Here is a 15,092-nt window from a genome sequence, read left to right on the forward strand (position 1 = left end):
GGTGATCGGGCCAACAGGGGTCAAGCCGCGTGACCGTCGCATCCGCAACTGAATCTGCATCAGAAATCGTCGAGAACGGGCTTCTCGGGGGGCGGATCCGCTTCCTGCAGCCGGCCAAGGGCTATCGCGCCGGAATGGACGCCGCCCTGCTGGGCGCCGCCTGCGACGCCGCGCCCGGCGAACGGGTGATCGAGGCGGGCTGCGGCGCGGGCGCGGTGCTGATGCAGATCGCCGCGAGACGGCCCGGGATCGCCCTGACAGGGCTGGAGCGCGACCCGGCCATGGCGGCGCTGGCCCGGCGAAACGCCGAACTGAACGCCGCGCCTGTCACCATTGTTGAAGGCGACGTGGCCAAGGGCTTCCGCGCTCTGGACCTGCCGGTGTTCGACCGGGCCGTGTCCAACCCTCCGTTTTTCGACGACCCGGGCGCCCTGCGCGCGCCCGCCCCGGGCAAGACCGGCGCCTGGATGGCCGATGACGGGTTGGGGGCCTGGACCAGGTTCCTGCTGAAGTCGGTCCGTGAGGGCGGGAAGATCGTGGTCATCCACCGCGCCGACCGGCTGGCCGACCTGCTGGCGGGGCTGGGCGAGACGGCGGGGTCATTCTCGATTCGACCGATCCATGCCTTCGCCGACGAACCGGCGAAGCGGGTGCTGGTGCAGGCGATCAAGACCGGAAAGGCGCCGCTGAGACTGCTGCCGCCGCTGGCGCTGCATGAGCGCGGCGGGGCGAAGCATACGGCGGAGGCGGAGGCGATCCTGCGCGGCGAGTCGGTGCTGGAGTGGTGATGAAAGCCCGGATCGACACCCGTAACGGCGAAGCGCTGTTCTCGTCCTTCGTCCCCGACGCCGCGCTGCCGTCGGAAAGACTGATCGACCTCATCACGGATCGCCCGCTGGGCCGCTCGGGCCCGTCGGCGTCCGGCCTTGAGCAAAGGCTTGATGTCGCGTCGAGGACGCCGCTCAACGCGCTGGCCTGCGGGCAGGTCCGCATGCTCGTCGGTCAGAAGATCGGCCTGAAGTGGCTGGCGCGTCCCGTCGCCCTGTTTGTCGCGGCTCATCCGATGGCGGAATGCGACCTCTGCCCCGGTGATCTGACCGTCAACGCCCTGCGCGCGCTGGACGACCTGATGATCCACGCGTTCGAGGAGACCAGGCTGATGATCGCCGCTGACTTCAGCGTGCTTGAGGGCGAACGCGCTGAGGCAGGGGATGACGCCTTGCTGCTGGACGCCCTCGGCGCGCTCGGCTCGGCCCGCGAGGCGCTCGGCGTCGTCGCCTGAGGCGCCCTTCACCCACCGCTCCCGACAAGCTATGCCACCGCCCATGTCCCTGCGCCCGCTCTTCGTCACCCAGGTCTATGAAGCCTCCCTCGCCGGTTCGGCGGGGTTCGAGGCGTTCAATGCGGAGCTGGTCGACGCCTGCCGGATGCTGGCGGCGGAGGACATGGCGGGGCGTCAGTGGTGCAAGGCGCACGGCTATCGCGGCTACACCTCCTACGGCTCGCTGACCGACCTGCCTGTCCGGCTGCCCGAGTTCGCCGAGCTGAAGCGCCATCTCGACAAGCACGCACAAGCCTATGCCAAGGCTCTGAATTTCGATCTGGCCCGCAAGCCGAGGCTGGACAATATCTGGGTCAACATCCTGAAGCCCGGCGGCGGCCACACCGGCCACATCCACCCCCACGCCTTCCTGTCGGGGACCATCTATGTGGAAGTGCCGGACGGCGCCTCGGCGCTGAAGCTGGAAGACCCCCGGCTGGCGATGATGATGGCCCGGCCCGGCGTCAGCACCGATGCGCCCGAGGCTGAACAGCCCTTCGTCTATCTGGCCCCGAAGGCGGGCACGATCCTGATGTGGGAAAGCTGGCTGCGCCACGAGGTGCCGGTCAACGCGGCCAAGACCGAGCGCATCTCGATCAGCTTCAACTACGCCTGAGGCCCGCCAGCCCGTCCCAGGCCAGCATGGCCGCCCGGGCGGTTGCGGTCAGTTCGTCCGACCCCGCCCCCTCGCGGGCGCGGAAGGTCATGCCCTGCTGGACCGTCAGATAGAAGGCTGCGATGGCGGCGGGGTCGGCCGATGCGGACAGTTCGCCCGCTGTCTTCGCCGTTTCCAGCCGCTCGCGCATCGCCGCCATGGAATCCGTGCGAACCTGCCTGACGTCACGACACGCCTTGTCCGGCAGGGCGTCAGGGTTCACGCCGGACAGGGCCACCAGACAGCCCTGCGGCCGTCCGCATTGCCCGCCGGCGTTCGCGGTGGCCAGCAGCAGCCCTTCAATGGCTTCGCGCGCCGTGGGCGCGTCACGCATCGAGGCCCACAGGCTTGCGCCCTCCGTGTCGCTGTAGAGCCGGACCGCCTCGCGGAAGAGGTCCTCCTTGCTGCCGAAGGCCGCATAGAGACTGGGCGCATTGATCCCCATGGCGGAGGTCAGGTCGGTCACGGACGCGTCGGCATAGCCCTTGGCCCAGAACACCTTGAGGGCGCTGGACAGGGCATCATCACGATCAAAACTACGGGGGCGTCCCGCCATCGCGGCTTCCGGACCTTATTTTTGAATGATCGATACATAATCCCTTGACGGCGGGAGGCAAGCTTTCCATCTGGCGTTCCGTAACGCTCGCTACAGAATGGAAAACCAGATCATGACCGCTTCTCTCCCCCTTTCCGGCAAGCGCGCCCTCGTCACCGGCGGCAGCCGCGGTATCGGCGCCGCCATCGCCCGCCAACTGGCCGCCGACGGCGCCGACGTCGCCATCACCTATGAAAAATCCGCCGAAAAAGCCGAGGCGGTCGCCGCCGAAATCCGCGCGCTTGGCCGCAAGGCGGTTGTGGTGCAGGCCGACGCCGGTTCGACCGAAGGCCCGCAGAAGGCCGTGGACGGCGCCGTCGCCGTTCTGGGCGGCCTCGATATCCTGGTGAACAACGCGGGCATCGCGGGTGAAGCGATGTTCGCCGACCAGACGGTGGAGCAGATCGACGCCCTGCTGAACGTCAATGTTCGCGGGGTCCTGCTGACCTCCAAGGCCGCCCTGACCCACCTCGGCGACGGCGGACGGATCATCTCGATCAGCAGTGTTCTGGCCGACCGCGTGCCCTTCCCGGGCGTGACCGTCTATTCGGCGACCAAGTCGGCGCTGGAAGCCTTCACCCTGGGCCTGTCGCGTGAGGTCGGCCCGCGCGGGATCACCGTCAATCTGGTCAAGCCCGGCGCAACGGACACCGACATGAACCCGGCGGACGGCCCGAACGCCCCCATGATGCTGAACGGCATCTCGCTGGGTCGGTACGGCCAGCCGCAGGACATCGCCTCGGCCGTCGCCTTCCTGGCGGGACCGGGCGCGAGCTACATCACCGGCGCCAGCATTCTGGTCGACGGCGGCATCGGGGCCTGACCCGGACGCCGGGCGCGAGGGGGCGGCTGCACGCCCCCTCGTCGCCACATTTTTCCCGAGGCTCCCCGACGCTGAAGCTTTGGGGGGAATCGGGCATGCGGCGGCGGGCTCGTCCTGCACCGGACAGGCCGGCGCCCAAACCTCGGCGCAAGCCGCCGCCACCCGTGAAGGCGGGCCCCAGCAACTACCGCGGCCTGACCTTGACCAGCGAAGTGTTGAACCACGAGGATCACCTGACGGTCGCCCCGATCAACGCCTGACGAAGGCCTCGCCGTCGTAGGTCAGTGAAATCGGGCGACCGTCGTCTCCGATCGTGAAGACCACCACCTCGCCCGCCAGCGGCGTCAGCTCGACCCGCAGGCTTTCGGGGTCGGTGTAGTTTTCGGCGACGGCGGACTGCACGCCGATGGACAGAACCAGCCGCCCGTCCACCGCCCGCACCGTCATCGTTCCGTAGGCCGGGCTGACGTAGTCGCCGACATAGGCGGCGTCGGTCAGGCTGAGCGTGCGGGGCCGCTGCGCCCGCGCCTCGCGGCCCGCCGCCAGTCCGGCCCGGCGGCGGTCACCTCGGACGGCCAGTTCCTCCAGTTTCGCATCATAGACCGCCTCGATATCGGGCAGGCGGGCGAACCAGTCGTAGGCGTAGTTGGCCACCAGATCGGCCAGTTCGCCCGCCACGGCGTCCTCATTGACCATCACGGCCACGCCCAGCCCGCGCTCCGGCATGAAGGAGACATGCGCGCGCGAGCCGGAGAAATTGCCGAAATGGTGGATCAGGACATCGTCCCGATAACGCCCCACCTGCCAACCCAGCCCGTAGCCGGTGCGGACGTAGTCGCCGAAGGTGGTGTCCTGCGCCACGCGCGGCGCATGTGTCGAAGCGATCAGGCCGGCGGGCAAGGCCTGCCGCCCGGCCACCCGTCCATCATTGATCTGGGCCTCCAGCCAGATCGCCATGTCATCCGCGGTCGAGATCAGCCCGCCCGCCGACTGCATGGTGGCGTCCACCTTCTGCAGGGGCGAGCGCTCGGGATGCCCGGCGATCAACCCGAGATGGCCGGCGGCCACGACGCCCCCATCGGCCCGCGCTTCGTTGATGAAGGCGGTCGTCCGGGCCATGCCCAGCGGCTCCAGCACTTCGTCCCGCACCAGCGCCCGCCAGTCCCGCCCCTGCTCATGTTCGAGCAGGACCGTCGCCAGATTGTAGCCCGCGTTCGAATAGGCGAAGGCGCCGTAGGCTCCGCCCTCGCGCGGACGGGTCTGGTCAGTCAGCCGCCACATCGTCTCCGGCGTCCAGTCGCCGGAAAAGGCCGCGCGAAAGGCGATGGCGCCGTTGTCCACGCCGGAACGGTGGCTGAGCAGATCGGTCAGGGTGATGCGGTTCGCGATCTCTGACGACACGCCGGAGGTCGGCGACCACCGTGACAGGGGGGCGTCCGGATCGACCTGGCCCCTTTCCGCCATCGCCGTGATCGCCAGCGCGGTGAAAGACTTGGTCGCCGAGGCGATGTAGAACCGCGTCCCGGTCGTTACGGGCGCGCCGGTTTCAACGTCGGCGACGCCATACCCCGCTTTCACGACGGCGCCGTCCCGATCCACCACCGCGACCGCCATGCCCGGCACGGCCTCTGTGCGCTGGAGCGCGCGCCGGGCGAAGGCGTCCATGGCGGCGGGGAAGTCGGCCCGGTCCTGCGCCATCCCCGCTGACGGAGAAGCGAGCAGGATCGCGACCGCCAGGGCCGTGGACAGGCGACGTGAAGGCATGAAAGGCTCTCCCTGCCCCGAAAGCGGAGCGTACCGGACAGAGGCCGCGAGGCGGGCGAATGGATGCATGCGCCGCCATCAAACCGCCGCCTGCGTCCCCTAGTGATTTGCCCTGACGCCGCGCGGTCGCTACATCCCGCGCCAACCTCCCCATTCGATTTAACGACAGGGCGCACCGCACCTCATGGCGCAGCAATACATTTTCCAGATGCAAGGCCTCACCAAGGCCTTTCCCGGCGGCAAGAAGATCTTCGAGAACATCTGGCTGAGCTTCTACAACGACGCCAAGATCGGCGTCGTCGGCGTCAACGGCTCGGGCAAGTCCACCCTGCTGAAGATCATGGCCGGGCTCGACAAGGAATTCTCCGGCGAGGCCAAGGCCGCCGACGGCATCAAACGCGGCTATCTGGAGCAGGAGCCCCAGCTCGACCCCGCCCTGAACGTTCGCCAGAACGTCGAGGCCTGGTGCGAGGAGAAGCAGTGGGTGAACCGCTTCAATGAAGTGGCCGCCGAACTGGGCGAGAACTACACCGACGAGCTGATGGAGGAGATGACCGCCCTCCAGGAGAAGATCGACGCCGGCGATGTCTGGGACATCGACAGCCGCATCGAAATGGCCATGGACGCCCTGCGCTGCCCGCCGGACGACTGGTCGGTCGAAAACCTGTCGGGCGGTGAAAAGCGTCGCGTGGCTCTGGCCCGCCTGCTGCTGTCGAAGCCCGACATGCTGCTGATGGACGAACCGACCAACCACCTGGACGCCGAATCCGTCGCCTGGCTGCAGCACCATCTCGAGAACTTCCCGGGCTGCGTGATCCTGGTCACCCACGATCGCTACTTCCTGGATCAGGTCACCAAATGGACCCTGGAGCTGGACCGCGGCCGAGGGCACCCGCATGAGGGCAACTACTCTTCGTGGCTGGAAGCCAAGCAGAAGCGCGTCGTGCAGGAGCAGTCGGAATCCGAAGCCCGCCAGCGCGCCCTCACCCGCGAACTGGAATGGGTCCGCTCGGGCGCAAAGGCCCGTCAGGCCAAGTCCAAGGCTCGTCTGGCCGCCTACGAGAAGATGGTCGCCGAGCAGGAAAACCAGCGTGGCGCCCAGTCGTTCGCCGTCATCCAGATCCCGCCCGGCCCGCGCCTCGGCAACGTCGTTCTGGAGGTCGAGGGCCTGCAGAAGTCGTATGGGGACAAGGTTCTGTTCGACAACCTGACCTTCAAGCTGCCGCCCAACGGCATCGTCGGCGTCATCGGCCCTAACGGCGCCGGCAAGTCGACCATGTTCAAGCTGATCACCGGGCAGGAACAGCCCGACGGCGGCACGATCAAGGTCGGCGAGACCGTCAAGCTGGCCTATGTCGACCAGTCGCGCGACGACCTGAAGCCGGACGAGACCATCTGGCAGGCGATCTCGGGCGGCACCGACATCATGATGGTCGGCAAGCGCGAGATTAACAGCCGCGCCTATGTCGGTTCGTTCAACTTCAAGGGCGGCGACCAGCAGAAGAAGGTCGGGCAACTGTCGGGCGGTGAGCGCAACCGCGTCCACCTGGCCAAGACGCTCGCCTCGGGCGGCAATCTGATCCTGCTCGACGAACCGACGAACGATCTGGACATCGAGACCCTGCAGAACCTTGAAGAGGCTCTGGAAGAGTTCGCCGGCTGCGCCGTGGTGATCTCCCACGACCGCTGGTTCCTGGACCGTCTGGCCACCCACATCCTCGCCTTCGAGGGCGACAGCCACGTCGAATGGTTCGAAGGCAATTTCGAAGCCTACGAAGAGGACAAGAAGCGCCGTCTGGGCGCCGACAGCCTGATCCCCAGCCGGATCAAGTTCCAGAAGTTCGGGCGGTAAGGCGAGGAAAGATCGTTAACGGTCGGCTTGGCAAACCCCACCGCTCGCGCTTAGATAGCAACGATCGGTGAACATCGGGGGATGCCATGCCGCTTTTCGACTATCGAGGCGTTTCTACCGCGCGAGTTCTGGATGCCGCGCAATTGGCTGCAGCGGCCTATGTCGGGGGAGTGTTGCCTACGGGCTGGAGCCCCCTGACAGCGGCGCAAATCGGCTTCTCGGGAGGCCCCTTTGCGGGCTCCCTGAGCAACGACGGTCGCTTCACCGCCGGGGTCTTTTCCAGCTCATGGGGCGCCGCGGCGCTCCAGGTCTCCCGGAATGGAAATCAACTCTCGATTTCATTCCGGGGCACTGACTCGCCGCTGGACGCCACAGATTATGATGCGATTTATACGTATGAGTACCTGAATTCATTCAGGTCCATACTGACCTCGATAAACGACTACGCAGCCACATCGGGGATATCCTCGATCCTGGTCACGGGACACAGCCTGGGCGCGGCTGCAGCCAATCTCCTCAGGGATTCCGCTTTCGGAAATTACGCCCAGTTCTCGACTGCGGACTTTATTACATTTGCGACGCCGAGAACGTCACTGACCGGCGATGTGTTGAACGTCGGCTTCGAAAATGACCTTGTATTCAAGGCATTTCCGCCGGGAGATTTCTCATCAACCACAGACAATATCGTATTCTATAACAATAGCTATTCACAGAGCTCAATATCTGGAGTCGGAACAGACGCGCACGCGGCCACCAACTACGTAGAAGCCGTTCAGCGGATCACAGCATCATCATTCTACAATCAGATGACGAGAGATTCCGTCGTCGTGGTCGTGGCTACGAATGACATCGTGCAAGACCGCCCGGTTCTGTCGAATAACCACCGGAACGCCGACACATTCTACATAGGTCGGGACATCGTTACGGACCAGGTCAACGCGGGTTCCGGAAATGACCGTCTCGAAGGCTTTGGCGGTGACGATATCCTCCGCGGCGGAGGGGGTAACGACATCATCTACGGCGGCGCCGGCACGGGCGACATCGCCGCGTTCTCCGGCCCCTGCATCGACTACGACATCAGCTACAACGCCACGACCGGCGCATGGACGGTCGCTCACCTGCGCGGCGCGCAAACTGACGGGACCGACACACTCACCGGGATCGAGTTCGTCCAGTTCGGCGACAAGGTTAGCCGTCTGGAAGTCGGACGATCGGTCTGCGTCAGCGGCGGTCAGGACCTGGCCTTCGTCATCGACACCACCGGCAGCATGGATGACGACATCGCGCAGGTGAAGGCCGCCGCGAACCGGCTGATATCCGACATCTTCAGCGATCCGGTTGCCGGTGCGAAATCACGGATCGGCATCGTCGGCTTCAAGGACCCCGGCGAAACACAAACGATCCTGTCCTTCACCAATCACACCACGCTCGAAGCACGGCGCGCAGCCGCCCTGAATGCGATCAACAGCATCTCGGTCAGCGGAGGCGGCGACACGCCAGAAGGCGTGTACTCGGGGCTGCGGCACGCCCTCGCCGGCGCTATCGGTTCCTGGCGCGAGGACGCCAATATCCGCCGCATCGTTCTGTTCGGGGACGCCCCTCCCAAGGACACCTATCTGAGAGCCGAGGTCGAAGCGCTGGCGCGCGACGTGCTGGGCGGCAGCGGTGCGATCGCGGACATCAGCGCGGTCACGGACGGCGCCCTGACCACGGTCACCGTGCTCGGCGCCCTGGCCGACGGCACGGTGGTGAACCGCAGCGTTGAAATCTACAGCGTGGTGGTGGGCTCGGACACGAATGCCGGCTCGGCCTTCCAGACCATCGCCGACAGCAACGGCGGCCTTAACCTGCGCGCGGACACGGCCAATCAGGTCGTGCAAACCCTCTCCGAGGCGATCACCACCCCCTATCTGGTCAGCTTCAACGGCACGACCGGCAACGACTCCCTTCTGGGCACCCTCGCTGACGACCGGATGCTGGGCCTTGCCGGCGCCGACGTTCTGTCCGGCGGAGGCGGACACGACAGTCTGATCGGAGGCGACGGCGCCGACACCCTGTTGGGTGGGGCCGGCAATGATCGGCTCGAGGGCGGGACCGGCGCGGACGCCATGGACGGCGGCGACGGCGATGATCTGTATTTCGTCGACAATGCCGGCGACACGGTGATCGAGACCGGCGGTGGCTACGACACGGTTCGCAGCACGGTCAGCTTCACCCTGAGCGCCAATATTGAACGACTGGAACTGTCGGGAACGGCGACCTCCGGCATCGGCAACGCACTGAGCAACACCATCATCGGCGGAACCCGAAGCGAACAGCTCATCGGCCACGATGGCGACGACATCCTTCATGGCGGCGCCGGCAATGACACGCTGAATGGCGGCGCGGGCATCGACACCGCGGACTATTCAAACGCCGCCGGCGGTATATCGGTGCAGCTTTACAACGCCGTCGCCTCCTCGGACGGTGATCGGGGCTCCGACACCCTGGCCGGGATCGAAAACATCCGCGGCTCGGCATTCGCAGACACCATCCTGGGCGACAACGCGGCCAACCATCTCACGGGCGGCGCCGGTGATGACCGTCTGCAAGGACGCGGCGGCGTCGACATCCTCGACGGCGGCGACGGCGACGACACCGTCGACTACAGCAACGCGGCCTCGGCCATCACCGTCGATCTGCGGACAGGTCGCGCCTCCAGTGACGGGGACGGAGCCTCGGACACCCTGATCAGCGTCGAACACCTGATCGGGACCGCAGCCAACGACACACTGATCGGCAGCGCGGCCAACAACACGCTGAGCGGCGGGCTGGGGCGCGACGTTCTGATGGGGCTCGATGGAGCCGACATTCTTCGTGGCGGCGGCGGGGTGGCCAACGAACTCTACGGCGGTCGTGGTGATGATCTCTATGTGATCGAGGCCGTCGGCGACAGCGTCGTCGAACTCGCCGGCGAGGGGATCGATCGCATCGAGACCGCCCTGGCCTCAATGCGGCTGGCCACGAACGTCGAGAACCTGACCTACACCGGAACAGCGGCCTTCACCGGAACCGGCAACGCCAGTGACAATGTGATCATGGGCGGGACCCAACGCGATGTCCTGTTGGGCCTTGCCGGAAACGACACCCTGATGGGCGGAACCGGAGCCGCGAACGAGTTGTACGGCGGCGCCGGCAACGACACCTATGTTCTGGACGTCAGCGACTCCATCATCGAGGGCGCCGGCGAAGGAACCGATCTGGTCCAGCTGCGGGGGCTGCGTGCCTACAATCTGGGCGCCAATGTCGAGAACGCGACGGCCGTCGCGACCGGCGACTATGCCATCAACGGCAATGTGCTGGACAACGTCCTGACCGGCGGCGCGGGCGCCGACATCCTTCAGGGCGGCGCGGGCAATGACACGCTGCACGGCGGGGCGGGGGTCGATACCGTCACCTACATCCTGTCGACCGCCGGGGTCACCGCGCGCCTGGATACGAACCGCAGCACCAATGACGGCCTTGGCGGACAGGACACCTTCGCCTCGATCGAGAACCTGACCGGTTCCAACCTGCGCGACACCCTGATGGGCGATACCGGGAACAACGTCATCAACGGCGCCATCGGCGATGATGTCCTTCTTGGCTTCGACGGCAACGACACCCTGATCGGCGGCTCCGGCGGCGGCAACAACGAGATGTACGGCGGCCGAGGGAATGACCTCTACATCGTCGATGCGCTGGACACCCTGATCGAGCTTGAGGGCGAAGGCGTCGACACGGTCCAGACGACCATGGGCAACTTCACCCTGCGGGCCAACATCGAGAACATGATCTATGTCGGCCCGGGCGATTTCGCCGGCACCGGCAACGCCCAGAACAACGTCATCACCGGATCGGGCGGCAACGACACCCTGGCCGGGCGCGGCGGCAACGATACCCTGAACGGCGGGGCCGGCGCGGATCTGGCCCTCCTGCAAGGCGTGCGCGCCGACTACACCATCTCCAGCATCAGCGGCGGCTGGCGCGTGGTCGACAATGTCGCCGGGCGGGATGGAACAGACCTTCTGTACGGGGTCGAGAGTGTTCGCTTCGCGGACGGGACGGTGCTGGTTCTGGGCCAGCAGGCCGCCGAGCCGACCTTCGAGGTCATGCCCCTGTCTCCCACGGACAAGGAACTGATCGAAGATCCCTTCGTCCTGCCTCCCCTGTCAGACGACAAGGCGGATGACGGCGCTCTGGTTCTGCCACCGCTGACCGGCAAGGGCGAGATGGTGAACGAACCGCTGGTCCTGCCGGGCATCGACACGGCTCCCCTGCCCCACTCCATCTTCGGCGCGACCGACGACATGCTGATCGTTGACGCCCCCCATTGCCCGCATCTTCCTTACAGCGACCTTATGCACATCGGGACGCCGCACGACCCCTGGTTCCAGTGATCACGGTCCGCCAGCCTCCGGGCTGGCGGGACACGCCGATCTGCGGTCAGATGGCGGGGCTATTCCCGCCGCGACGAGGACAGGTTTGAGCCAGATCGAAACCGACATTCCCGGCCTGCGTCTGGAGTGTTTCCCGACCAAGCCCAATCCGCCGCAGTTTGTGCCCGGACGGCCCGAGCGGGACTGGATGGACGCCTTCGCCGCGCGCCATCCCTATCGCTGCCTGCCGCTGACCATGGCCAACACGACGGGGTGGGACCTGCTGTGCCCGTTCGGGTTCGAGGCGGAATGGGATGGCGGCAAGGACGCCGATGCGATCCGGTTCCGGGCGCTGGACGACGACGCGCCCCTGGATGAGCTGGTGACGTCACACTTCACCCATGGGGTGATCACCTTCCACGTCGGCTGGCTGTTCCGCACCCCGTCCGGCTGGGCCATGCGCGCGTCGGGCAGTCCCAACCGGTTCAAGCACGGCATCGCGCCGCTGGAGGGTCTGGTGGAGACCGACTGGCTGCCCTACCCCTTCACGATGAACTGGGTCTTCACCGCCCCCGGCAAGGTGCGGTTCGAGAAGGACGAGCCCTTCTGTTTCATCCAGCCTGTCCAGCATCGGCATGTCGAGGCCTTCGAACCGGTGGGCGCGCCGCTGTCGGTCGACGGCGATCTGGCCCGCCAGTATGCGCTCTGGAAAGAGGTGCGCGGCGACTTCAACGCCCGCCTCGCCGACGGCGACCCCGCCGCGATGAGGCAGGCGTGGCAGCGCTATTACTTCCGGGGCGAGTACCCGGACCAGAGCGAGCCCCGGCCGGAAGGTCACGTCAACAAGCGCCGTCTGTCAGTCCTGCCCGACCCCCCGCCCGCTTCGGATGCGGAGTGATCAACCGCCCGAGCCGTCGGGCATCGGCATGGGGTTGGGCGCGGTCGGCATGGGGATGGCGACCGGACCGGCGGGCATCGCCGGACGAGGCATCTCGTCGTCAGACAGCTGGCCGTCGCCGTTGGTGTCCATGCGATTGAAGGCGCGAACTGCCCCCGCCTCGAACTCCTCGCGGCTGACTCGGGCGTCGCGATTGGCGTCGGACTGGGAAATCATCGCGCGCAGACGGCCGCCGCCCAGAGAGGCTATGGGCTCCTGGGTCAGGGGCGTTAGCTCATTGCCGGTGATCGCGCCGTCGGCGTTGGCGTCCAGACGGCCGAAGATGCGCTCGGCCCAGGCCGGAACGCCGTCGAGCGAGCGCGGCAGCATCCCCATCCCGCCACCGCCGGGAGCGCCCATGCCGCCCTGACGCATGACCATCGGAGGCGCGCCCTGGGGCGTTCCGGGAGGCGGTCCCTGCGGCGGCCCGGCGGGCGGCGGCGGGGTCTGGGCGAAGGCCGCGGAGGCGGACAGAAGAAGGACGGCGGGGGCCGCGAGCAGGATCGGACGAAGACGCATCGAAGAACTTCCGCATACGGGTGATCGACAGCGCCAGAGTGTGCCCGTCCGCCCCGTCTGGCCAGCGCATTTTTGTTTCCGGATTGAAACACAGAACGGGTCGCGCCGGAGGGTCGGGCGAAAGCGGAATCCCCTACGGGCTCCAGGTTCGCCCGTCGCTGTCGCCCCGCGCTTTTTCCTTGCCAAATCATATAAGGATATCTTTATATAAAGCCATGTCGTTGAGCGCTGATCAAACTGTCGAGGCCCTGCGCGCCGCGGGCGAGCCGACCCGGCTGCGGGTCCTTTCCCTGCTGGCCGGCGAGGAGCTGTCAGTGATGGAGATGTCGCGCATTCTGGAACAGAGCCAGCCGCGCGTGTCCCGCCATCTGAAGCTGATGGCCGACGCCGGTCTGATCGAGCGTTTCCCGGACGGCGCGCGCGTCTTCTACCGCCTGTCGTCGGATCCGCTGGCGCGTCGGCTCATCGACACAGTGCTGGATCTGCTGGACGACAGCGCCAACGCCGCCGACGACCGGCGGCTGGAAGAGGTCCGCCGCGACCGCGAGGCCGCCGCCAACGCCTATTTCGAACGCGTCGCGCCCCAGTGGGACCGAATGCGTTCCCTCTATGTGTGCGAGAGCGACGTCGAGGCGGCCATCCTCAAGGCCGCGGGCGACGGCCCGTTCGAGCGCGTTGTCGATCTGGGCACCGGCTCGGGCCGTATGCTGACCCTGCTGGGCAAGCAGGCGAAGATGTCCGTCGGCCTCGATCTCAGCCACAACATGCTGAACATCGCCCGGGCCAATGTCGCGAAGGCCGGGCTGGACAAGGTCGAGCTGCGCCACGGCGACATCTTCGCCACCCGCCTGCCGGAGCACAGCGCCGATCTGGTGCTGGTGCATCAGGTCCTGCACTACCTCGCCGACCCCGCCGCCGCCGTGGCCGAGGCCGCACGCCTGGTGGCCCCGGGCGGTCGCCTGCTGATCGTCGACTTCGCCCCGCACCAGCTGGAGCATCTGCGCGAGGAGCATCAGCACCGCCGCCTCGGCTTCGCCGATGACGAGATGCGCCGCTGGCTGAAGAACGCCGGCCTGACCGCCGAGGCCGCGACCACCCTGCCCCCCGACACCGACGGCCTGACCGTCTCCATCTGGACCGCCGAACGACCGGTTCAGACGAAAGCGAAAGCGGCATGAGCACGCCCATCAGCCTCGCCGAAGCCCGCGCCCTGCTGCTGTCGCCGCTGGGACCGGTCGCCCGCGCCGGTCAGGACGCCTCACGCCCGCGCGTCTCGTTCGAGTTCTTCCCGCCCAAGTCGGACGAGGCCGAAGCCAACCTGTGGAAGGCGATCCAGCGCCTCGCGCCGCTGAACCCGGCTTTCGTCTCTGTCACCTACGGCGCCGGCGGTTCGACCCGTGAGCGGACCCACCGCACGGTGGAGCGCATCCTGTCTGAAACCACCCTGCAGCCCGCCGCCCACCTGACCTGCGTCGAGGCCGGCCGTGACGAGGTGGACGCCGTGATCGAGGCCTACAAGGCGTCGGGCGTGAAGCACATCGTGGCCCTGCGCGGCGATCCCCCGGGTGGGAACGGGATCGGCGGCGTCTATCAGCCGCGCGCCGACGGCTATGCCAACGCCACCGAACTGACCGCCGCAATCAGCCGTGTCGGCGGCTTCGACATCACCGTCGGCGCCTATCCGGAAAAGCACCCGGAAAGCCCCTCCATCGACCACGACATCGATGTGCTGAAGGCCAAGGTCGACGCCGGCGCCACCCGCGCCATCAGCCAGTTCTTCTTCGACATGGACGCCTTCCTGCGCTTCCGTGACCGGGTGCGCGCGGCGGGCGTAACCATCCCCCTGATCCCCGGCATCATGCCGGTGTCCAACTTCGCCGGACTGACGCGCATGTGCGGCGCCTGCGGCACGGCCATTCCCGACTGGCTGAAAGCCCATTTCGACGGGCTGGACGACGATCCGGAGACGCGCAAGCTGCTGGCGGCCTCCGTCGCCGCCGAGACCTGCGCCCGGCTGCAGGAAGAGGGCTTCCGCGACTTCCACTTCTACACCCTGAACCGCGCCGATCTGGTTTACGCTATCTGCCGGGTGCTGGGTGTGCGGGAGCAAGCCGGTGCGTGACGTCGCGCGACAACTCCCCTTCCCCTCGAGGGAGAAGGGGCCGGGGGATGGGGTGGAGGCAGTTTCTGTCCGGGTGAGGCGTGCGAGGCGTCGTCGATCCGAAGACA

The 15,092-nt window shown here is 66.8% G+C and carries 12 protein-coding genes and 1 pseudogene; 10 read left to right on the forward strand and 3 right to left on the reverse strand.

All coding sequences use genetic code 11. The features are described 5' to 3' along the window. Window positions 1–29 precede the first annotated feature (29 nt). The 3 genes from ACODRV_RS07845 to ACODRV_RS07855 are packed head-to-tail and all read left to right on the forward strand — an operon-like array spanning window position 30 to window position 1,937. Window positions 30–788 (forward strand): tRNA1(Val) (adenine(37)-N6)-methyltransferase, encoded by a 759-nt coding sequence (locus tag ACODRV_RS07845; RefSeq protein WP_488907950.1) that lies wholly within the window; start codon window positions 30–32, stop codon window positions 786–788. Beyond that, window positions 788–1,282 (forward strand): hypothetical protein, encoded by a 495-nt coding sequence (locus ACODRV_RS07850; protein WP_141626433.1) that lies wholly within the window; start codon window positions 788–790, stop codon window positions 1,280–1,282. The genes ACODRV_RS07845 and ACODRV_RS07850 overlap by 1 nt, the downstream gene beginning before the upstream one ends. Before the next feature lie 43 nt (window positions 1,283–1,325). Further along, a complete protein-coding gene (locus tag ACODRV_RS07855) occupies window positions 1,326–1,937 on the forward strand; it encodes a TIGR02466 family protein (protein ID WP_141626432.1) in 612 nt (203 codons plus the stop codon). On the opposite strand, the gene ACODRV_RS07860 is transcribed toward ACODRV_RS07855, so the two are convergent. Then, window positions 1,924–2,532 carry a TetR/AcrR family transcriptional regulator gene (locus ACODRV_RS07860; RefSeq protein ID WP_488907951.1) on the reverse strand — a complete coding sequence of 203 codons (609 nt, stop codon included), beginning with the start codon at window positions 2,530–2,532 and terminating at the stop codon, window positions 1,924–1,926. The two genes, ACODRV_RS07855 and ACODRV_RS07860, sit on opposite strands and share 14 nt — an antisense overlap. Window positions 2,533–2,644: 112 nt before the next feature. On the opposite strand from ACODRV_RS07860, the gene ACODRV_RS07865 reads away from it, so the two are divergent. Next, on the forward strand, window positions 2,645–3,394 hold the full coding sequence (locus ACODRV_RS07865; protein WP_488907952.1) for a 3-oxoacyl-ACP reductase family protein: 750 nt from the start codon (window positions 2,645–2,647) through the stop codon (window positions 3,392–3,394). Between the two features lie 249 nt (window positions 3,395–3,643). Here ACODRV_RS07865 and ACODRV_RS07870 read toward each other — a convergent pair whose 3' ends face one another. Next, window positions 3,644–5,158 (reverse strand): serine hydrolase, encoded by a 1,515-nt coding sequence (locus ACODRV_RS07870; RefSeq protein WP_488907953.1) that lies wholly within the window; start codon window positions 5,156–5,158, stop codon window positions 3,644–3,646. 184 nt (window positions 5,159–5,342) lie between these two features. Between ACODRV_RS07870 and ettA the strand changes: the two genes are divergently transcribed. From ettA to ACODRV_RS07890, 4 genes and pseudogenes are all read left to right on the forward strand, one after another. Next, complete coding sequence (gene ettA, locus ACODRV_RS07875) at window positions 5,343–7,010, forward strand: energy-dependent translational throttle protein EttA (protein WP_141626428.1); 1,668 nt, start codon at window positions 5,343–5,345, stop codon at window positions 7,008–7,010. An 86-nt stretch (window positions 7,011–7,096) separates the two neighbouring features. After that, window positions 7,097–7,588, forward strand: a pseudogene (locus ACODRV_RS07880) (hypothetical protein); the annotation flags it as partial. 228 nt (window positions 7,589–7,816) lie between these two features. Continuing rightward, window positions 7,817–11,428 carry a VWA domain-containing protein gene (locus ACODRV_RS07885; protein ID WP_488908070.1) on the forward strand — a complete coding sequence of 1,204 codons (3,612 nt, stop codon included), beginning with the start codon at window positions 7,817–7,819 and terminating at the stop codon, window positions 11,426–11,428. A gap of 115 nt (window positions 11,429–11,543) precedes the next feature. Continuing rightward, entirely contained in the window at window positions 11,544–12,305 is a 762-nt protein-coding gene (locus ACODRV_RS07890; RefSeq protein ID WP_488908071.1) for a DUF6065 family protein, read from the forward strand. On the opposite strand, the gene ACODRV_RS07895 is transcribed toward ACODRV_RS07890, so the two are convergent. Further along, window positions 12,306–12,863: an EF-hand domain-containing protein gene (locus tag ACODRV_RS07895; RefSeq protein WP_488907954.1), complete on the reverse strand. Its 558-nt coding sequence runs from the start codon at window positions 12,861–12,863 to the stop codon at window positions 12,306–12,308. A 215-nt stretch (window positions 12,864–13,078) separates the two neighbouring features. Between ACODRV_RS07895 and ACODRV_RS07900 the strand changes: the two genes are divergently transcribed. Next, complete coding sequence (locus ACODRV_RS07900) at window positions 13,079–14,041, forward strand: ArsR/SmtB family transcription factor (RefSeq protein ID WP_141626425.1); 963 nt, start codon at window positions 13,079–13,081, stop codon at window positions 14,039–14,041. Continuing rightward, complete coding sequence (gene metF, locus ACODRV_RS07905; RefSeq protein ID WP_488907955.1) at window positions 14,038–14,985, forward strand: methylenetetrahydrofolate reductase [NAD(P)H]; 948 nt, start codon at window positions 14,038–14,040, stop codon at window positions 14,983–14,985. The genes ACODRV_RS07900 and metF overlap by 4 nt, the downstream gene beginning before the upstream one ends. Window positions 14,986–15,092: the final 107 nt, after the last annotated feature.

This window comes from Brevundimonas sp. FG8 (assembly GCF_057808845.1).